Source organism: Thermanaeromonas sp., from assembly GCF_021890735.1.
GTDB lineage: Bacteria > Bacillota > DSM-521 > Neomoorellales > Neomoorellaceae > Thermanaeromonas.
In genome coordinates, this window is the sequence record NZ_JAKKUR010000003.1 from 66,465 (window position 1) to 86,348 (window position 19,884).

General features: G+C 50.9%; 18 protein-coding genes. 17 read left to right on the plus strand and 1 reads right to left on the minus strand.

Annotated elements, in window-relative coordinates; genetic code table 11:
* The first annotated feature begins 9 nt into the window (after window positions 1–9).
* The 5 genes from L5656_RS01390 to L5656_RS01410 all read left to right on the plus strand — a co-directional run bounded on the left by L5656_RS01390 (window position 10) and on the right by L5656_RS01410 (window position 5,553).
* Window positions 10–1,086, plus strand: coding sequence for a zinc-dependent alcohol dehydrogenase (locus tag L5656_RS01390; protein ID WP_297197935.1), 1,077 nt, complete (start codon window positions 10–12; stop codon window positions 1,084–1,086).
* A gap of 70 nt (window positions 1,087–1,156) precedes the next feature.
* Entirely contained in the window at window positions 1,157–2,167 is a 1,011-nt protein-coding gene (locus tag L5656_RS01395) for a tripartite tricarboxylate transporter substrate binding protein (RefSeq protein ID WP_297197938.1), read from the plus strand.
* Window positions 2,168–2,234: 67 nt separating this feature from the next.
* Entirely contained in the window at window positions 2,235–2,696 is a 462-nt protein-coding gene (locus L5656_RS01400; RefSeq protein ID WP_297197941.1) for a tripartite tricarboxylate transporter TctB family protein, read from the plus strand.
* 20 nt (window positions 2,697–2,716) lie between these two features.
* Complete coding sequence (locus L5656_RS01405; protein ID WP_297197943.1) at window positions 2,717–4,198, plus strand: tripartite tricarboxylate transporter permease; 1,482 nt, start codon at window positions 2,717–2,719, stop codon at window positions 4,196–4,198.
* Between the two features lie 74 nt (window positions 4,199–4,272).
* The gene (locus L5656_RS01410) at window positions 4,273–5,553 is read left to right on the plus strand and encodes a uracil-xanthine permease family protein (protein WP_297197946.1); all 1,281 of its coding nucleotides are present in this window, start codon (window positions 4,273–4,275) and stop codon (window positions 5,551–5,553) included.
* Window positions 5,554–5,571: 18 nt separating this feature from the next.
* Here the strand turns inward: L5656_RS01410 and L5656_RS01415 are convergent, their stop codons facing one another.
* Window positions 5,572–6,309: a DUF72 domain-containing protein gene (locus L5656_RS01415; RefSeq protein ID WP_297197949.1), complete on the minus strand. Its 738-nt coding sequence runs from the start codon at window positions 6,307–6,309 to the stop codon at window positions 5,572–5,574.
* 162 nt (window positions 6,310–6,471) lie between these two features.
* Here L5656_RS01415 and L5656_RS01420 point away from each other — a divergent pair, with 162 nt between their 5' ends.
* The 12 genes from L5656_RS01420 to L5656_RS01475 form a co-directional block, all read left to right on the plus strand.
* Window positions 6,472–8,733 carry an acyl-CoA dehydratase activase-related protein gene (locus L5656_RS01420; RefSeq protein WP_297197952.1) on the plus strand — a complete coding sequence of 754 codons (2,262 nt, stop codon included), beginning with the start codon at window positions 6,472–6,474 and terminating at the stop codon, window positions 8,731–8,733.
* Window positions 8,696–9,730, plus strand: a complete 1,035-nt coding sequence (locus L5656_RS01425) for an acyl-CoA dehydratase activase (protein WP_297197955.1) — start codon at window positions 8,696–8,698, stop codon at window positions 9,728–9,730. The genes L5656_RS01420 and L5656_RS01425 overlap by 38 nt, the downstream gene beginning before the upstream one ends.
* Window positions 9,731–9,750: 20 nt before the next feature.
* On the plus strand, window positions 9,751–10,248 hold the full coding sequence (gene coaD, locus L5656_RS01430) for a pantetheine-phosphate adenylyltransferase (protein WP_297197958.1): 498 nt from the start codon (window positions 9,751–9,753) through the stop codon (window positions 10,246–10,248).
* Window positions 10,249–10,438: 190 nt separating this feature from the next.
* Window positions 10,439–11,584 carry a fructose-1,6-bisphosphate aldolase/phosphatase gene (gene fbp / locus L5656_RS01435; protein ID WP_297197961.1) on the plus strand — a complete coding sequence of 382 codons (1,146 nt, stop codon included), beginning with the start codon at window positions 10,439–10,441 and terminating at the stop codon, window positions 11,582–11,584.
* 218 nt (window positions 11,585–11,802) lie between these two features.
* A complete protein-coding gene (locus L5656_RS01440; RefSeq protein ID WP_297197964.1) occupies window positions 11,803–13,302 on the plus strand; it encodes an aminotransferase class I/II-fold pyridoxal phosphate-dependent enzyme in 1,500 nt (499 codons plus the stop codon).
* A 238-nt stretch (window positions 13,303–13,540) separates the two neighbouring features.
* Window positions 13,541–14,644, plus strand: coding sequence for an HD-GYP domain-containing protein (locus L5656_RS01445; RefSeq protein WP_297197967.1), 1,104 nt, complete (start codon window positions 13,541–13,543; stop codon window positions 14,642–14,644).
* A 77-nt stretch (window positions 14,645–14,721) separates the two neighbouring features.
* Window positions 14,722–14,946: an FmdB family zinc ribbon protein gene (locus tag L5656_RS01450; RefSeq protein ID WP_297197968.1), complete on the plus strand. Its 225-nt coding sequence runs from the start codon at window positions 14,722–14,724 to the stop codon at window positions 14,944–14,946.
* Window positions 14,909–15,046 (plus strand): hypothetical protein, encoded by a 138-nt coding sequence (locus tag L5656_RS01455; RefSeq protein ID WP_297197983.1) that lies wholly within the window; start codon window positions 14,909–14,911, stop codon window positions 15,044–15,046. The genes L5656_RS01450 and L5656_RS01455 overlap by 38 nt, the downstream gene beginning before the upstream one ends.
* 208 nt (window positions 15,047–15,254) lie before the next feature.
* The gene (locus L5656_RS01460) at window positions 15,255–16,931 is read left to right on the plus strand and encodes an L-lactate permease (protein ID WP_297197971.1); all 1,677 of its coding nucleotides are present in this window, start codon (window positions 15,255–15,257) and stop codon (window positions 16,929–16,931) included.
* A gap of 217 nt (window positions 16,932–17,148) precedes the next feature.
* Complete coding sequence (gene ilvE, locus L5656_RS01465; RefSeq protein ID WP_297197974.1) at window positions 17,149–18,036, plus strand: branched-chain-amino-acid transaminase; 888 nt, start codon at window positions 17,149–17,151, stop codon at window positions 18,034–18,036.
* Window positions 18,037–18,045: 9 nt separating this feature from the next.
* On the plus strand, window positions 18,046–19,704 hold the full coding sequence (gene ilvD / locus L5656_RS01470; protein WP_297197977.1) for a dihydroxy-acid dehydratase: 1,659 nt from the start codon (window positions 18,046–18,048) through the stop codon (window positions 19,702–19,704).
* A gap of 71 nt (window positions 19,705–19,775) precedes the next feature.
* Window positions 19,776–19,884 (plus strand): thiamine pyrophosphate-binding protein (locus tag L5656_RS01475; RefSeq protein ID WP_297197980.1); only part of this gene is annotated, 109 nt, incomplete at its 3' end.

Consider the following 19,884-nt stretch of genomic DNA (forward strand, 5'->3'; position numbering starts at 1 on the left):
TTATGGCTTATGGAATTCACCATTCCCGACAAGATGAAAGCTTTAGTTCTTTTTGGCCCCAACGACGTCAGGCTGGTGGAAAAGCCAGTTCCTAAGCCCGGCCCGGGAGAGGTACTGGTAAGGGTAGCGGCGTGCGGGATCTGCGGTACCGATGTAAAAATTATTACAAAAGGTATGCCGAAAATGCCGCCTTATGGCGAATTTACCTTTGGTCATGAGTGGGCCGGTACCGTGGTAGCCGTGGGGGAAACGGTTGACGAGTTTAAGGTAGGGGACCGAGTAGCCATCGAAGCCCACAAGGGATGCGGCCGTTGCGAAAATTGCATCGACGGGAAGTACACCGCCTGTTTAAACTATGGTCGCCTGGATAAAGGCCACCGGGCCGCAGGGATGACAGTGGACGGGGGATTTGCTGAGTACGCCGTTCAGCACGTAAATTCTGTATATAAAATCCCCGATAACATTTCCTTCAATGAAGCAACCTATGTGACTACGGCGGGATGTGCCCTTTATGCCATAGATAAAAGCGGAGGTTATATTGCAGGCGATACCATAGTTGTTATAGGCCCCGGGCCAATAGGTCTATCTGTAGTCCAGTGCGCTAGAGCCTTGGGAGCAGAAAGGATAATACTGGTCGGAACCCGCGAAGACCGCTTGAGCAAAGGCCGCCTGCTGGGCGCCACCCATACCATCAACGTGCGGGAGGAACCTGCTCCCTTAGATAAGATTTTGGCCTTGACCAACGGCAAGGGTGCGGAAAGAGTCTTTGAATGTGCGGGAACCTCCGATAGCTTTGAGCTGGCCATTAAGTCGGCTAAAAAGGGCGGAGTAGTGGTACTGGTCTCCTTCTATAAGGAGCCGGTTGTGGCCAACCTGGATTATGTGGTCCTTAACCAGATAAGCCTTCTTACTGTGCGTGGCGAAGGCAATCGCAACTGCCAGCGGGCCCTTTCCCTTATGGCCCAGGGGAAAATCGATGCTAAACCTATTATGACCCATGCTTTCCCCTTGGAGGAGTTCCATACAGCCCTGGATTACTTTGTAAACCGTAAAGACGGAGCCATGAAGGTGGTGGTAAATCCTTAAGCTAAGCTATTATTCCTTTTTGACATTTTGAACTTATGTTTATTTTAAAAAGGAGGTACAGGTGGAGCTTATGATTAAGAAATTTTTAGCCATTTTAACGGCAAGCATAATGCTGGCGGGCTTAGGCCTCGTAGCAGCGGGGTGCGGAGGGGCCCAAGGGTCTTCGAATGGGAAGACCCAAGAGCAAAAGATAGAGTTTCCCACCAAGCCCATTGAAATGACCGTCCTTTTTGCGCCAGGTAGTGGAGCCGATCTTTTGGCACGTAAAGTGGCGGAGCTGGCCGGGAAAGAGCTTGGGCAACCTATCACCGTGGTTAACCGGACGGGAGCTGGAGGGGCCGTAGGATACAGTTACGTAAAAGAGCAAAAACCGGACGGCTACTCCATTGTATGGAACTCCAATTCCATCAATACTGCTTATCATGCCGGGAATATGAATTTCAACTACACTGCCTTTAGCGGGGTGGCCGAACTTACCACCGAGCCGGTAAGCATAGCCGTTAAGGCCGATGCACCCTGGAAGGATATAAACGAGTTTATAGAGTATGCCAAGAAAAATCCCGGAAAAGTACGTATCGGAAATTCGGGTAACGGTAGCTTCACTCACCTGGTAGCCGTAGCTTTAGAAAACAAAACGGGTGCCAAATTTACCCATGTGCCCTTCGGGCAGGGCGGACTGGCTATTTCTAGCGTGTTAGGGGGCCAGATCGAAGCGAGCTCCCAGCTACCGGCGGAAATTATGTCTCAGGTAAAGGCCGGCCAGGTAAGGATCCTGGCCATCACAGGGGAAGAAAGGCTTAAGATTTTACCCGATGTACCGACTTTCAAAGAGAAGGGCATCCCCCTTACCCTTTCGCTGTGGCGTGGTATCGCGGTACCTGCCGGTACGCCTGAGTCGGTAATCAAAAAGCTGGAGGAAGCCTTTAAGAAGGTGGCCGAGAACCCCGAGTTCAAGAAATTTGCCGAAGACATGGGGGCCAACATTGAATTTCGCGGGGCCAAGGAGTTCGACCAGTTCATAGCGGAGCAAGACAAGGAACTGGCGGCGTTGATGGAGCAGGTCGGCATGAAGAAACAATAGGATTTTGTCTGTAAAACCGGGGACACCTCGCCTAGGGGTGTCCCCTAAGGCCTGGGGAGTTGGTAGTGTGGCTAAGGAGATAGGAAGTATTTTAGTGATAGCAGGTATCGGATTATTTTTTATGATATATTCCCTTCAATACAATCTGGGCAGTCTTGAGACTCCTGGAGAGGCTGTTTTTCCGCTACTTGTGGCCATTGCGGTTATAGCCATGGCAGGTTGGTTACTGTTTGTCAATATATTAGCCGGTAGAAACCAACGGCCAAGTGAAAAGGAAGAAAACAATAATAATACCAACGGTACGCGGAAAGTAGTGTCTCTGGTGGTGCTGAATGCCTTTATACTATGGGGGATGAAGTTTTTAGGGTTTTTCACTAGTAGCTTTATCTTAGTCTGCCTGTTCTGTAAATTGCTAGGGGTAAAGAGATGGAGCCAAGCCATAGGGGTAGCGTTAGGCGCTGTTTTGGGAGCCTACCTGATTTTTTCCTTCTGGCTACAGGTTTCGTTTCCCAAAGGTCTCTTTATTTAAAGGGAGGTCCTGCTTAAATTATGTCCGTTCTTTCGGCCCTGGAGATAGCTCTTACTCCGTATAACCTCTTGGCCTGCTTTGTAGGAGTGCTAGTCGGAACATTAACCGGAGTCTTGCCAGGATTGGGTCCGGCTGCGGCCATGGCCCTGCTCTTGCCCTTAACTGTAAAGTTGGGGCCTACGGCAGGTTTGATCATGCTGGCGGGGATCTATTACGGAGCCATGTACGGTGGCTCTACTACCTCTATTCTGGTAAACGTACCCGGAGAGCCGGCCAGTGTGGTTACTTGCTTGGAAGGATATAAGCTGGCCCAAAAGGGACGGGCGGGAGCTGCCTTGGCTGTCAGCGCTTTGGGATCCTTTGTAGCCGGAACCATTGGCATAGTTCTGCTTCAGCTTTTTGCGCCGCCCTTGGCTAAAGCAGCCCTGGCCTTCGGACCGGCAGAGTTTTTCGCCTTGACGGTGGTGGGCGTCATTGTGCTTTCCAATCTTTCGGGTAAAGGCGGCATAAAGGCGTTCCTAATGATAGCGCTGGGGCTCCTGCTCTCCACTGTAGGATTGGATCCTTTAGGCGGGGTTAACAGGTTTACTTTTAACCAGCCTTTGGCGGGTACGGGTTTAAGTTTTATCGCCATTGCTGCTGGCCTTTTCGGAGTAGGTGAGATCTTGTGGCTGGCCAGCCAGCCTGAAGAGAAGATCGAACCTGTAGCCAAGGTAAGGCTACGGGACCTTTATCCAACTAAAGAAGAAATAAAGAGGGCTTTGCCCTCCATGTTTAGAGGGACTCTGCTCGGCTTTTTAATCGGTCTTATTCCCGGCCCGAGCGCTACTATCGCTTCCTTTGCCTCCTACAGTTTGGAAAAAAGCACCTCTAAACACAAAGAGGAGTTCGGTAACGGGGCCATCGAAGGGGTGGCCGGACCGGAATCCGCTAACAACGCGGCTAGCGTAGGGGCCATGATACCCTTGCTTTCCCTCGGGATACCTTTCTCTCCGGCCATTGCCGTCCTCTTAAGCGGTATGCTTTTAGTAGGAGTTACGCCCGGCCCCCTGTTCCTGCGGGAACATCCGGATGCCTTCTGGGGTGTAATCGGCAGCATGTATATAGGCAATATAATGCTGCTGATTCTAAACCTGCCCCTGGTAGGAATATGGGCCAGTATCACCCGAATTCCTTATAAATACCTTATGCCCGTAGTCCTGCTGTTTTGCATCGTAGGGGCCTATGCCGATAACAACAATATATTCGACGTATGGGTGATGCTGGCCGCGGGAGTGGCGGGATATCTGATGCGGAAATACGAATACGATCCCGCTCCCCTCCTGATCGGACTGGTAATGGGTCCCATTATGGAACGATCCCTGCGCCAGGCCTTGATCATGGGCCGGGGAGACCTGGCGATATTTGTAGCCTCACCTATTTCCCTGGCCATGTACGCCATGGCCCTGGCTTTAGTCGTTTTTATGCTGGTCAAAAAACCCCGGGTTATGAGTGCAGATTGATGCACTCACTTTAAAGCCAAGGCAGGCCTTCCCACGAAAAGCTGGGAATGCGCCAGGTTAAGGGGGCAGCCAATTTGCAGGATAGATCGGATTGGTGGCTCTGCGCCCTTCAGTGGGTGGTATTTCACTTGGGGGTGATTATTTCCGTACCTGTTATCGTCGGCAGCGCCCTGGGCATGAATACACTGGAAATAGCCAGGTTAAGCCAGATGGCTTTTTTCTTGACCGGCCTTTCCAGTTTACTTCAGGTCAAGTTCGGGCACGGGGTACTACTAATGGAAGGACCGGCGGCCCCCTGGTGGGCCGCCTATGTTCTTCTGGCCGGTGTGGCGGTCGGCACAGGAAAGCACCTGGCATCGGTGCGTACGGATATCGAAGGAGCTATGATAGCCGTAGGGGTTGTTTTGGCGATAATGGGATGGGCCGGGGTAATCACTAAATGGCGTTCCCTCTTTACACCCCGCATCACGGGCGTGCTCCTCACGGTATTGGGGTTGCAGATAGGTGGTGTGGGGGTTAAGGGTATCGCTAGCGGCGGGATAAGGCTTTTCATTGTTGCTCTGTTGGTCTTGGTGCTGGTGGTCTATCTCACTTTAAACGGCAAGGGAATGCTAAAGCAGGGAGCTATCATAGTGGGTGTAGCCCTAGGATGGCTATTGAGCTTGGTAGTGGGAGCAGCTCCTCTTCCAGAAGTAAGAGGCATGGGGCTTATTTCCCTGCCCTGCCTTTTTCCGTGGGGGAAACCTACCTTTGACCCGGGGACCCTGTTGTCGCTCATCTTGCTTGGGATAATGCTTGTACCCAATGTTATAGGCAGCATTTCGGCCTGGGAAGCTGCTACGGGCGATAAGGTGCCCGCTAGAAGGTATGATAGAGGTTTACTCGCGAGCGGTGTGGCCAATATTATGAGCGGCCTTGGAGGCGGTGTCGGAACTATTCCCTTTGCCATCTCGGCTGCGCTCGTGTCCGTTACGGGCGACAAGCGCTCCCGTCCCTTTATCTTCGCCTGTATAATGTTCATGGCCCTGGGCCTGCTACCTCCTTTAGGCAGGATTGTAGGTAGTATCCCCCAACCGGTAGCTGCCGCAGTATTGCTGGTATCGGGGAGCTCCCTGGTGGTAATAGGTATAAAGGATATGTTACGCGAGGAGGTTTCCTTGCGGGAGACATTTATAATAGGCCTCAGCCTTCTTACAGGGATAGGAGTGATGCTTTTACCCCCGGGATACTGGGTAAGGGTGCCTTCTTGGGCAGCAGGTGCTTTGAGCAACGGTGTTATTGTAGGGACTTTGGCCAGTATGTTGTTGGAACACGTAGTTCTTAAAAGAAAACGCCAGGAAAAGTTAACTGGCTAACTCATGAAGAACAGCTATTTAGGCTAGAAGGGCCAATAGCTCCCGGGCATTGGCGAGGGCATATCCTTGGGCGTCATTGTTAAAGTAGGCGTAGACGTCCAAGTTTTGTTCTAGCCAGTGCTTTATTTTTTTTGCCCATTTCGCAAGTTCTTCGCTAGTATAAGAGGAAGCATAAAGTTTTTGGCTTCCATGAAAGCGCACATACACGAAGTTTGCTGTGAGTTCCTCGATTTTGGGCCAGCGAGGACTGTCTGCTACGCAGAGGGCGTATCCTGCCGAAGATAGCAGGGAGTAAACTTCGGCAGAAAACCAGCTTGCATGGCGGAATTCGAAGGAGTGGCGAACCCCGCTGGCTAAAGGATGAGCCTGAAGAGCTCCTATAAAATCTGCAAGCAGCTTTATATCCGCTTTAAGGCCAGGGGGTAGCTGCCACAGGATGATCCCCAATTTATGCTGTAAAGGGGATAAATGCTGCAGAAATTTTTCAAGCTCAGCTTCCGCATCTTTAAGGCGCTTGTAGTGGGTTATCTGGCGGTGGCCCTTTAAAGCGAAGGTAAAATCGTCCGGAGTTTGCTCGTACCAGGTGGTAAAAGTGGTAAGCCGCGGGACACGGTAAAAAGTTACGTTAATTTCAACAGTAGGAAAGTAAGAGGCATAGAATTTAAGCCATTCCTTAGTAGGCAGTTCCGGAGGATAGAAGCGGCCGCGCCAGTGGGAATAGTTAAACCCGCTGGTTCCCAAAAAAAGCTTGCCCAACCCGCCATCCTCCCTTCCATCCCTTCTGCACCTAACAAAAGTATAACACCTCAGTATAAATAAACCCACTCCCGGGGAATACTCCAAAGAAGCGTTGACCTTGGCAAAGCTTGCCTTATATTGGCGAAGGAGTATAATTAACTTAGCAGGGGGTGACCGCTGGTGCCTTTACGGGTGGGTATCCCGCGCGGACTGTCTTATTATTATATTTTTCCCTTTATACAGGGTTTCCTGGAAACCCTGGGAGCTGAAGTGGTGGTGTCGCCGCCCAGTGACGGGCGGACCCTACTAGATATGGTCTGTTGCCCCACGGATGAACCTTGTGTCTCGGTAAAACTTTATTTTGCCCATGCCAAAAGGCTATTGGAAAAAGGTGTAGACTACCTGTTCGTTCCCGTTCTTTCTAGCGTGGATAAGGAGAACTACTGTTGCCCGAAGCTTATAGGAATCGCAGATATGCTTAAAAACGGGCTTGGGCTAAGTGAGGAACAGTTGCTAGCTCCCGAATGGAACGAAAGGGAAAAGCCAGGTTGTTGGAAGGAAAGCCTTCTGGAAGTGGCAGCTCGCCTGGGGGCTCGTCGTAACGAGGCAGAGGAAGCTATAAGGGTGGGAGAGGAAAGGCAGGCCCTTTTTGAAAAGTTAACCCGCCAAGGTTTGACCGTGGTAGAGGCCTATGCCCGGATGTCTGGCCAGGACAAAAGACCCCGGCGCCGCTTTGACCCCCTGGCCGAGTATGATCCCTCGCAAGTTATAGGAGTGCTAGGTCACCCCTATGTCCTTTATGATATAGTGGGACATAACCTGGTCGATAGATTGCGCGAGTACGGGCAGGTTTGGACGGCAGAGATGGCCCCCCAAGAAGAGGTATTAAAAGAAGTGGGATCTCTTTGGGAAGGGAACAGGATGTGGGCCTATGAGGCCCGGCTGCTGGGGGCCGGATTTTACTTTTTGCGTCGCGGCTTGGTAAATAAGCTTATCCTGGTGGAAGCTTTCTCCTGCGGCCCTGCTTCTGTGCTGGAAGCCTTCCTTGAGGCCGAGGCCGAAGCACGGGGCGTACCTTTTTTGCTACTTACGGTGGACGAGCATACGGGAGAAGCCGGGTTCGTTACCCGGCTGGAAGCCTTCTTGGATACTAGTGCTGGAGAGCCGCGAGTGTCCCCCGTAAGGTTACGGGTCCCCTCCAGCGCGAGGACCGAATCGTTAGTTATGGAGGGCGGAATAACGGGACCCGGTGACAACCGCAGGCTTCCGATTTCGTCCGTGCCTGCCCTAAGAAGGGAGGAGCTAAAAGTAGGAGCCCCAGGCATGGGGCTTTTGGATATCGCCCTGGAGTCGGCTCTGGCGGAGTGCGGGGTAGAAATGATTCCCACACCGCCTTTAAGTAAAACTGTCGTGGAGCTGGGTAAAGAGCTGGCTCCCGAATTTATCTGTTATCCTATGGTTACCACCTTAGGGCAGATGCGGGCTGTCTTGGAAAAAGGTGCTAATACCATAATTATGGTGGGCGGCAAGGGAAGGTGCCGCCTAGGCTGGTATGCCCAGCTCCAGGAACTCCTTCTTAAGGCTAAAGGATACGAGTTCCGGTTAGTAATCATAGATTCTCCGGTACCGTTAAAGACCCGCTGGAAGGCGTTCCGCCAGGCCTTGCGGGAAGCTACGGGTAATGCTCCTTTGTGGAGGATCGCCAAAGGATTGTACTTAGGGTATCATAAAATGGCTGCCTTAGACCGGGGTGAGGCCTGGGTCCGGCGTAAAAGGGCTTATGAAAAAAATAGAGGTACGGCGGATAAGGCATGGAGGAGATTTGTGCGGCAGGTCAAGGCAGCGGGTTATGTCGGGCAGGTTAAAAAAGCAGAAAGAGAGCTTTGGGAGGAGCTCGAAGCCATACCGGAAGAAAAACTTGCTCCCTTGAGGGTGAAGATTATAGGAGAGATTTATACAGTTTTAGAGAGTTTTGTTAATCAAGAAATCGAACGTTTCTTAGCCTCCCGGCCCGATTTAAGGGTAGAAGTAGTACGCAATCTTACCGCTACCCAGTGGTTTGATCTCCACGTGCTGCATAAGCAAAAAGCGCGTGAGCACCACCAGCGAGTTATATCTGCTGCCGCACCTTACTTGAGGGCACCTGTAGGAGGACACGGGCAAGAGAGCGTAGGCGAACTGGTCCTGGCCAAAGAAGAAGGTTTTGACGGAGTGATACACCTTTTACCCTTTACCTGTATGCCCGAAACGGTTTCCCAGAATATAATGGTACCTTTAAGCGAGAAACTAGATTTGCCATTGCTTTCGTTGATAATCAACGAGCAGACCGGGACGGCAGGTTGGGAGACGCGGCTTGAGGCCTTCTTGGAAGTTCTGGCTGAAAGACGGGAAGAGGGCTTAAGTTATGGAGGTGGAAGATTTGGAGTGCTTCTTGGGTATTGACGTAGGCAGTGTGAGCAGCAAAATTGTGGCCCTGAGCCTGGAAAAGGAAATCCTTTTTGAAACTTATCTCCGGACCCATGGCGGCCCTATCGAGGCTTTACAGACGGGCTTTAAACAGCTTAACGACGCTTTACCTCACGCTGAGGTACTGGCCGTGGGCACTACCGGATCGGGGCGCCACCTGGCCGCGGCCATGGTAGGGGCGGACACTATAAAAAATGAAATTACCGCCCACGCGGTGGCGGCACGGGAAGTTCATCCTGAGGCGCGGACGGTCATAGATATCGGAGGCCAGGACTCTAAAATCATATATCTTAAGGACGGGGTATCGCGGGGTTTTAATATGAACACCGTTTGTGCAGCGGGGACGGGCTCTTTTTTGGATCACCAGGCGGCCCGGTTAAATGTACCCATTGAAAAGTTCGGGGAACTGGCCCTAAAATCTAAGAGCCCCGTACGCATCGCGGGACGCTGTGGGGTCTTTGCGGAGTCCGACCTTATCAGCAAACAGCAGATGGGCTATAGCAAAGAAGATCTAATAGCCGGCCTTTGCCTTGCTCTGGCACGCAATTATCTTACCAACGTAGCCCGCGGGAGAGAAATAAAACCTGTAGTGCTTTTCCAGGGCGGTGTAGCGGCCAATGTAGGCTTGAGGGCGGCCTTTGAGGCTCTTTTGGGTTTGCCCATAGTTGTTCCTAAACATTTTCGGGTGATGGGGGCTCTGGGAGCAGCGCTTCTTGCCCGGGAGAGATGGTTAAAGTACCGGATGCCTACCAAGTTCCGGGGTATCGCTGCTATAGCCAGTTTCAAATGCACTCCCAGGAGCTTCATTTGCAACGATTGCGCCAACAACTGCGAAATAAGCGAGCTTTACGTCCACGGTGAGCTTGTGGGGCGGTGGGGCAGCCGTTGCGGGAAGTGGGCTAATTTAAGCCTTTCTTCTGCCGACCGGGAAGATCAGAGAGAAAAATTAACCCTTTTACGCCCTGGGGCTTAAAGTTTAAGGAGGAGGACACAGTGCGGATCGCAGTTTATCCGGGTACCTTTGACCCTATAACCAACGGCCATTTAGACGTCATAAAGCGGGCCTGCAAGCTTTTCGACCGCATAATCGTAGGGGTGGCTAAGGATAACTACAAGCAGACCTTATTTTCTTTAGAAGAGAGGGTAAGGCTGGCCCGGGAGGTCACGCAGGATATCCCGGGAGTGGAAGTAAAGCCTTTTCAGGGCCTTTTGGTAGATTTCGTGCGACGGGAAGGGGCCTGCGCTATAATACGGGGCTTAAGGGCGGTCTCCGACTTCGAGTACGAGTTCCAGATGTCTATTATGAATAAAAAGTTGGCCGAAGAGGTGGAAACTGTTTTTCTTATGACGGCTACCGAATATTCTTTTTTAACTTCTAGCATCATTCGCCAAGTAGCCTCTCTAGGTGGGTGCATCAGGGGGCTGGTTCCCCCGGCAGTAGAGCTTGCTCTTTACGAGAAGTTTAATTTAGCAGAAAAATACAGGGTCTAATATCTTTGAGAAGGCACTTTTCAGAAACGGAGCAACTCAAGCAGGCCAAAGCCTGCTATTTTTTATTTTTTTATTTAGGCTGCTCTTGATTTAAATTTTGCTATTCTATATTGCACATTAGAAGCATATAGTATAACATAATTATTGTAAGAGGCTGGCGAGATCACCTCTCGCAAAGGAGGATAGATATATGCCCGAAAAAATTACTTTAACAGTAATTAAAGCTGACATCGGAGGCTGGGTAGGTCATTCCAGCGTACATCCGCGCCTAATAGAGACGGCCAGAAAGACCCTGGCGGAAAGCGATCTTTTGGTGGATTTTCACGTCACCCATGTGGGAGATGATATCAACTTAATCATGACCCACCGCCGGGGAGTAGATAGCCCTGAGATTCATCACCTGGCTTGGAATACCTTCCTGCGCTGTACCGAGGTCGCCCGGGAGATGAAGTTATATGGTGCCGGGCAGGATTTGCTCTCCGATGCTTTTTCAGGAAACGTGCGGGGAATGGGTCCGGGAGTAGCGGAGATGGAATTTGAGGAAAGAAAGAGCGAGCCGGTAATCATATTTATGGCCGACAAAACTGAACCCGGTGCCTGGAACTTCCCCCTTTATAAAATGTTTGCGGATCCCTTTAATACCATCGGGCTGGTGATAGATCCTAAAATGCATCAAGGCTTCCGCTTTGAGGTCTATGATTTGATCGAAAATAAGCGCGTGATCTTTTCCCTACCCGAAGAAATGTACGATCTTTTAGTGTTTATAGGAGCACCGGGGCGGTACTGTGTTAAGGCCGTGTACTCTAAGGCCACCGGAGAGATTGCAGCTGTATCCAGCACACAGAGACTCAACTTCCTGGCTGGTCGGTATGTGGGCAAAGATGATCCTGTATGTATCGTGCGTTGCCAGAGCGGGCTTCCGGCCGTAGGAGAAGCCCTGGAACCCTTCGCCCATCCCCACCTGGTGGCAGGTTGGATGCGGGGTTCCCACATGGGCCCCCTGATGCCCGTATCCTTAGCCCAGGCTACACCTACTCGCTTTGATGGCCCGCCGCGTGTAGTCGCCCTCGGGTTCCAGCTGGCCAACGGGAAGCTTATAGGGCCGCAGGACCTGTTCGCCGACGTGGCTTTCGACCAGGCCCGGAGGATTGCCAATGAGATAGCCAGCTACCTCCGGCAGTTAGGGCCCTTTGAGCCGCACCGCCTACCGTTAGAGGATATGGAGTATACTACTTTACCCGAAGTAATGGCGAGGATCAAACATAGGTTCACCAAAATTACCCCAGGAGCAGAAAAGGAGGTCGCTGCTGCTCGGGAGGAACTGGGTGCAAAATAAAAGTACACTCTAACCTGGATGCGTAATATCCTCCAGAAGAGGGCCGTAAGGATAGGCCCTCTTCCGTTTTTAGGGGGTTGACGCTAGCTAGTGTTTGGCATAAAAAATAATAGAACCCCAATAACAGGCTCATTTAAAGTTTTATCCTTGCATTTATCGAAAGGTTATGGTGTAATTAATTCTGCTTGTTATTTAAGAAGTTGGGGGTCCGGGTAGAGGTGCTAGACCAGAGGAAGACGCCCATTTTTACTGCCCTGAAACGGTACGTAGAAGAAGGTGTTTTACCCTTGCATGTCCCGGGACACAAACAGGGCCGGGCGTTACCCGAATTTAGGGAATACGTAGGCGAACGGGTGCTGGCCATTGATCTTACTTGTATGCCCGATTTAGATAACATCTGCAATCCCAGAAGTGTCATCCGTGAAGCCGAGGAGCTGGCGGCTGAAGCTTATGGTGCCGATCATGCCTTTTTCCTGGTAAACGGGACTACTTCCGGGATCCAGGCCATGATTCTGGCTTTGTGTAATCCCGGCGACAAGATCATCATCCCCCGTAATGCCCACCGTTCGGCCCTGGGCGGCCTTATATTAAGCGGGGCACGGCCCGTTTATATAGAACCGGAGATAAACCACGATTTTGGCATATCCATGGGTGTAACCCCAGAAAAGGTAGAACGGGCTTTAAATGAACACCCGGACGCTAAGGCAGTATTTATCATAAATCCCAATTATTACGGGACAGCTCCGGCCCTAAAGGAAATAGTGGAGGTAGCCCACCGGTACAACGTGCCGGTAATAGTGGATGAAGCCCATGGGGCTCACCTTAAGTTTCATCCGGCCTTGCCTCTTTCGGCCATGGAGGCAGGAGCGGACCTGTCGGCAGTGAGTGCCCATAAACTTGCGGGGTCTCTTACCCAGAGCTCGTTTCTTCTAGCAAGGGGCAACAGGGTGGATCCTAAACACCTTAAGGCCGTTCTTAATCTTTCTCAAACAACGAGCCCTTCCTACATCTTGCTCGCCTCTCTCGATGTGGCGCGCAAGCAGATGGCCCTTTTCGGCCACAAGCTAATAGAGCGAGCTTTAGAGATAGCCTATTTTATACGGAGAGAACTTTCCCGCATAGAGGGCCTGCGGGTTTTAGGGGAAGAAGTGGTAGGGGTGCCCGGTTGTCATGCCTTAGATCCTACCAAGATTACGGTTAACGTCCAGGATCTCGGGCTTTCGGGCTATGAGATGGAGAACATCCTGCGGCGCGAATACCGCATCCAGGTGGAACTGTCTGACCTGTATAACGTGCTCCTGCTTATATCCATAGGCGATGATTGGGAGATGGCCAGGCGGGTGGTAGCGGCTTTCCAGGATATTGCCCGGCAGCGTCCTGTAAAGAATGTAATACGTTTTTGCCCTCCTCTACCCGCCATACCGCGGATGTCGGTGTTGCCCAGGGAAGCTTTCTACAGCCAGACCCGTAGCGTAGAGTTGGAATATGCAGAGGGCGAGATAAGCGCAGAGGCCATCACAGCTTATCCTCCCGGGATACCTCTAGTATGTCCGGGAGAGGTGATAACGAGGGAGATTATAGATTATGTAAACTTACTTAAAAAAGAGCAGGCCGATCTTCAGGGCCCCGAAGACCCGGAGCTTAGATATATCCGGGTGTTGAAGCGTACGGTAAGCCTCCTAGAAAGGGAAGCTGTAAGCCGCGCCGGACTGGCTTAAAAGAACGCAAAGCGGGAACTCCAAGGGGTTGTGTTTGTGCTATAATATTCTTCGGGGTGTAGTTGGCCATGGCTGTGTACGGGATTATTCTTCTGGGCGGCACAGCAGTGCTTTTGATATATTATCTTTACCGCCAGCGTAAGGATCCCGGAATGGAAATTTTCCCGAGGAATAAAGGATAATTTCAAATTATGTCGAATAACTGGTCGTGAGCAAGGAAGGGGAGGAAGGAAGGCCCTTGCGGAAGCTCCCTTTGGAGTGCTTGCGGCCAGGAATGGTGGTTGCCCGGTCTATCTTTGATGCAGAGGGCCGGGTATTGTTAAATAAAGGTGTCATCTTAAAGCCCTATTATATACAGCGGTTGCGGGAACTGGGTATACCTGGGGTTTATGTAGCCGATGATATGGGGCCTGAATGGGAAGTAGAAGACGTGGTGTCTGAGGCCACGCGGCTTAAGGCCCTAAAACTGGTCAAGGAAATAATGGAAGGGGTTAAGGGAGAAAAAAGAGGTAACCAGGCGGCTTTAATTGAACCGGAGCGCGTAAGGGAAGTAGTAGAAAGTATCGTACAAGAACTCTTAAGCCGTAAAGGGATAATGGTCAACCTCGCAGACATAAGAGCCCTAGATGATTATACCTTTGCTCATTCCGTCAATGTGTGTATTCTCGCTGTTATTACAGGGATAACTTTAAAATATCCCAGAGCAAGCCTCATCCAGTTGGGGATGGGAGCTTTGCTTCACGATATAGGGAAAATCCTTATACCCGCCGAGGTTTTAAACAAGCCGGGTCCCTTGACGCCGGAAGAGTATAATATAGTATGCCGGCACGCAGAGTTAGGCTTTGAGATATTGAGCAAGCAGGAGGGCTTGGGCAAGATCGCTCCTCTTGTGGCCTGGGAACATCATGAGCGGTATAACGGTAGCGGTTATCCCCGTGGACTTAAAGGGGAAGACATCCATGAATTTGCGGCTATAACCGCCATTGTGGATGAATACGATGCCTTAACGGCCGACCGGGTCTACCGCAAAGCCTACCCTGCCCACGAAGCCTATGAAATGCTGGCGGCAGCAGGCAATTTCCGGCATGATTATCGCCTGGTAAAGGCTTTCCTTTCTAATGTGGCTGCTTATTCAGTGGGTACCATGGTTGAACTTAATACCGGGGAGGTAGGAATAGTACTTAGAACCTCTCCCGGGCAATCCCACAAACCTCAGGTATGCTTGCTTTATGGCCGTGAAGGGAAACCCCTTAAAGCAAAGATTGAGATAGACTTAGCCCAAGAATTGGACCGTTGGGTAGTTAGGGTGCTACCACCTCAGGAAAAGGTCGAAAAGAGGTAGCCTTTCCGGAGTTAGCCAACGGTTAAACAGGAGTTCTTACCGGGACTTACCCTCAATACGATGCGAGGTGAAGAGAGATGCCGACTTATGATTTTAAATGCCAGGAGTGCGGGCATACTTTCAGTGAGTTTGTATCCATAAAGGAGAGGGACAAAGTACGCTGTCCGGTATGCGGAGGTGCTGTCAGCCAGCGATTTACCGGGTTTCTATATATTACGAAGGGCGGCGAAGGTGGGGTGAGTACAGGCAGCTCGGGGAGTAGTTGTGGCGGAAGTTGTAGTAGCTGTAGTGGTTGTCGTTAAAGAAATATCGGGGAAGACGGGGCAGGACTGTTACTATTTTTGTGAAAAAGGGTATTTATCGTCCCGTAAGAAGAGGGAACTAGTACTCAAAGTTTCATGAAAATTTAAGCTTTACAAGCAGGAATTTTTGCTATGGTGTTGAATTTATTTATGTAGTAAGGTGGTCTAACCATCGGAACACCGAACGGGAGGTGGTAGGAAGAAAAAAGAAAATACACGAATTAGTTCATCAGTTAATTTAAGGCCAAACCTTGATTTTAGACCGAATCTTAATAAATTACGTGGATTATAAGTAGGGGGGAACGAAGTTGAGCCATGGAGCGCTGGCTCTAATTGCTACGTTGCCCATTGTAGTGGTATTAATCCTGATGCCGGGTTTGGGCTGGCCTGCTAAACGAGCTATGCCAGTATCTTGGCTGGTGGCTGTCATTTTAGCCTATTTCGTATGGAAGGTTGACTTGATAAGGATTCTTGCTGCGTCTGTGCAAGGCTTGTGGGTAGCGGTCTCCCTGCTGTGGATTATATTTGGATCATTGATGCTACTGGCCACATTAAAATACAGCGGGGCAGTGGCCACTATTCGTTACGGTTTTACAAAGATAACTCCAGACAGGCGTATCCAGGCCATTATTCTAGGTTTTCTCTTTGGATGTTTTATTGAAGGAGCCTCCGGTTTTGGTACTCCGGCTGCTATAGTAGGTCCCTTGCTTGTGGCTCTCGGCTTCCCGGGCATGGCAGCCGTGGTAGTGGGTATGGTCACCCAGAGCATGCCGGTCTCTTTCGGAGCAGTGGGTACACCCATACTAGTAGGCGTTAATACAGGGCTTAAGTCCGGGCAAGGCCTCGTGGAAAGTGCAGCTCAAGCCATGGGAATGAGTTGGGAGCAATATCTTTATAGCATTGCAGCGCGGGTTGGCATTTTACATGCTATTATAGGTTTTGTCATGCCTTTGTTCATCTCGTGTTTGTTGACACGGTTTTTCGGGAAGAACCGTTCTTGGAAAGAGGGCCTTGAGGTTTGGCCGTTTGCCCTTTTCGCAGGGATAACGTTTGCTATACCCTACGTATTGCTGGCCAATTTTGTAGGACCGGAATTTCCGTCTATGTTGGGTGCTCTAATTGCTTTGGCAATAGTTACGTACGCGGCGAGTAAAGGGTTTTTAATGCCTAAGAACATTTGGGACTTTCCGCCCCAGGAAGAGTGGCCTAGCCTTTGGCTGGGGACTGTAACAGGGGACGTTGGTGAAATACGAGAAAAGATGTCCTTGGTGAAGGCGTGGACGCCTTATGTTATAGTGGCCATACTATTAGTTTTGACACGCATGTATAAGCCCCTAGCTACGGCCTTAAAATCAGTAAATTTACAGCTTAAGAATATTTTTGGTACTAATATATCTCAGAGTTGGGAGATTCTTCATTCGCCAGGGACCATCTTTCTAGTGGTAGTAATTATTGTCTGGTTCTTGCACCAGATGAAAGGTGAGGAAATAAGTAAGAGCTTTAAAGAAGTTGCGGGCCAAATGTTCAATGCCGGAGTGGCTTTGTCTTTCTCGGTGCCCATGGTGAGGGTCTTTATCGAGTCAGGAGTCAATGCTACCGGATATATGAGCATGCCCTTAGAATTGGCCAAGGGAGTGGCCGATAGCGTAGGTGCCGCATGGCCTATGTTTGCGGCTTATATCGGCGGGTTAGGCGCCTTTGTTGCGGGATCTAACACTGTTAGTAACATGATGTTTGCTCTTTTCCAGTGGTCGGTGGCCAATCAAATTGGTGTTTCCGAAAGGTTGGTGGTTGCTCTACAGGCTGTCGGTGGTGCCGGTGGAAACATGTTCTGCGTGCATAATGCCGTAGCCGCGGCTGCCGTAGTAGGTATGATAGGAAAAGAAGGATACATCTTGCGTATGACTGTTATACCTACAATATATTATTTGACAGCAGCGGGTATATACGGGATGCTGGCCATTTATGTTTTAGGATTTCATTAAGACAAAAGAAAACAGTGACCGAGTTTTAGACCCCCGGTGGTAACAGGCCGGGGGTTCTTAATTACTTAACAAGAATTTAACACAGGAAAGTCCTTGACACCTCCGGCCGGGTTTTTTTATACTCAAACATAAACATATTTCTTAAGGCTTTGTTATTCTTTCTTATTTTTTAAATATGGCCGGGTGAGGCCCTGAGGAGCGGGAGGGATGAGACAAAGTGGGGCTTATTATTTACTTAGACGGCAAATTTGTGAACGAAGAAGAGGCTAAAGTTTCTGTGTTCGATCACGGTTTACTTTACGGTGACGGGGTGTTTGAGGGTATCCGGGCCTACCATGGCCGGGTGTTTAAGTTAAAAGAGCACATTCAAAGGCTTTATGAATCGGCCAGGCATATAGCCCTGGATCCCGGTATCACCCAAGAGCAAATGATGGACATAGTGCTGGAAACCTGCCGGCGTAATAATCTTAAGGATGCCTACATTAGGTTAGTGGTGACTAGGGGCCGTGGCGATTTGGGACTAGATCCCCGCAAGTGCCCCAAACCCTTTATCTTCTGCATAGCCGCCGGTATCCAGCTTTATCCAGAGGAGCTGTATGAACGGGGGCTGGAGCTGGTTACGGTGGGGACGCGGAGAAATGCACCCGATGCCTTGGACCCGCGCATTAAATCCTTAAATTATCTTAATAACATTCTGGCCAAAATAGAAGCCACCAAGGCGGGAGCGCCCGAAGGTTTGATGCTCAATAAAGAAGGCTATGTGGCAGAAGCAACGGGGGATAACATATTTATTGTTAAAAACGGCTGTCTTTATACCCCTCCTTCGCACATCGGCCTTTTAGAGGGCATCACCCGGAACACGGTTCTCGACTTGGCTAAGAAGCTTGGTATACCTGCGGCAGAAAAAGTGTTTACCCGCCATGATGTATATACGGCGGATGAATGCTTCTTGACCGGAACTGCCGCAGAAGTCATACCCGTAAGCCACCTTGACAGCCGGCCTATCGGAGACGGCAGGCCGGGACCCATAACCCGGAAGCTCATCAGCGCTTTCCGCGAGTTGACCAAAGTAGACGGGCCGGAAATCTTTCCCCAGAAGGAGTAGTGAGGGAAATTGCGGAGCGACAGCATGAAAAAGGGTTTGGCCAGGGCTCCACACCGCTCTTTGTTTAAAGCCAGTGGCTTCACTGATGAGGAATTGTCCCGCCCACTTATAGGAATTGTAAACTCTTATAATGAGCTCGCCCCGGGTCATGTTCATTTAAGGCTTGTAGCCGAAGCTGTAAAGGCGGGCGTGCGGATGGCTGGAGGTACCCCCCTAGAGTTTTCGACTATAGGCGTTTGTGATGGTATTGCCATGAACCATTTAGGTATGAAATATTCTCTGGCCAGCCGCGAGCTTATTGCAGATAGTATCGAAATAATGGCCGTGGCCCATCCCTTTGATGGTTTGGTTTTCATCCCCAACTGTGACAAGATAGTCCCGGGCATGCTTATGGCTGCCGCAAGGCTCAACATCCCCGCTATCTTTGTAAGCGGCGGCCCCATGCTGGCTGGACGGTATAGGGGGAAAGATGTATCCCTTTCTACTATGTTTGAGGGTGTGGGCGCAGTTCAGGCAGGTAGGATGACAGAGGAAGAGCTGAAGGAATTGGAAGATTGTGCCTGCCCGGGCTGCGGTTCCTGTGCCGGGATGTTTACGGCTAACACCATGAACTGTCTTACGGAGGCCTTGGGGATGGGCTTGCCCGGTAATGGTACTATTCCGGCCGTTTATGCTGCCCGCTTGCGCTTGGCCAAGGAAGCCGGGCAGAAGATTATGGAGTTGGTAGAAAAGGGTATACGCCCGCGGGATATTATGACCGAAGCCGCTTTCCATAACGCGGTGGCTGTAGATATGGCTTTGGGAGGATCTACCAATACCTGCCTGCATCTTCCGGCCATCGCCAGGGAGGCGGGGGTAGACTTGCCTTTGCGGGTATTTGATGAAGCCAGCCGCCGCGTACCCCAACTTTGCAAATTGGATCCGGCCGGCAGCCATTACATACAGGATTTACATGAAGCCGGTGGTATTCCGGCAGTTATGGCTGAACTGTACCGTGCCGGATTGTTAGAGGGCGGTTGCCTGACGGTAACAGGCCGAACGGTGGCCGAAATTTGCCGGGGGAAAAAGGTCTACAATACCGAGGTCATCCGGCCGGTAGAAGCGCCTTACAGCCCGGATGGAGGATTGGCCGTACTTTATGGGAGTCTAGCCCCGGAGGGAGCGGTGGTTAAAAAGGGAGCTGTTCTCCCGGAGATGATGGTCCATAAAGGACCGGCACGGGTTTTCGACGCTGAAGAAGAGGCTTTTGAAGCCATCATAGGGGGAAAGATCAAGCCGGGCGATGTTATAGTTATTCGCTATGAAGGGCCCCAAGGAGGCCCCGGGATGCGGGAGATGTTGAGTCCCACCGCAGCCCTGGCCGGTATGGGGCTAGATAGCTCGGTTGCTCTCATTACCGACGGCCGGTTCTCCGGGGCGAGCCGCGGCGCCTCCATAGGGCATGTTTCCCCCGAGGCTGCAGCGGGAGGGCCCATTAGCCTGGTCAAGGAAGGAGATCTCATTTCCATAGATATCCCGGAACGCAGACTGGATCTTTTAGTAGACGAAGAAGAACTCGAGCGCCGGAAGAAAGAGTGGCGGCCGCCGGCTCCCAAGATAACAAGCGGATATCTGGCTCGCTATGCGCGCCAGGTAGGTTCCGGTGCTCGGGGAGCGGTTCTTGAGTAGGTTTGCTTTGAAGCGCTTTGAAGTATTTCTCTCTGGGAGGTGCCATTACCATTGGGGATTGCGGAGCGAAAATGAGGCTTACAGGAGCTCAAATAATTATCCGGGCCTTGCAGGCTGAAGGCGTAGATACAGTATTTGGATACCCGGGTGGGGCTGTTCTTCCCCTCTACCACGAACTTT

Excerpts from the sequence above, each read along its gene's own strand:
- L5656_RS01390 (WP_297197935.1), top strand. The coding sequence starts at position 10 with ATGGAATTCACCATTCCCGACAAGATGAAAGCTTTAGTTCTTTTTGGC.
- L5656_RS01395 (WP_297197938.1), top strand. The coding sequence starts at position 1,157 with ATGATTAAGAAATTTTTAGCCATTTTAACGGCAAGCATAATGCTGGCG.
- L5656_RS01405 (WP_297197943.1), top strand. The coding sequence starts at position 2,717 with ATGTCCGTTCTTTCGGCCCTGGAGATAGCTCTTACTCCGTATAACCTC.
- L5656_RS01425 (WP_297197955.1), top strand. The coding sequence starts at position 8,696 with ATGGAGGTGGAAGATTTGGAGTGCTTCTTGGGTATTGACGTAGGCAGT.
- fbp (WP_297197961.1), top strand. The coding sequence starts at position 10,439 with ATGCCCGAAAAAATTACTTTAACAGTAATTAAAGCTGACATCGGAGGC.
- L5656_RS01450 (WP_297197968.1), top strand. The coding sequence starts at position 14,722 with ATGCCGACTTATGATTTTAAATGCCAGGAGTGCGGGCATACTTTCAGT.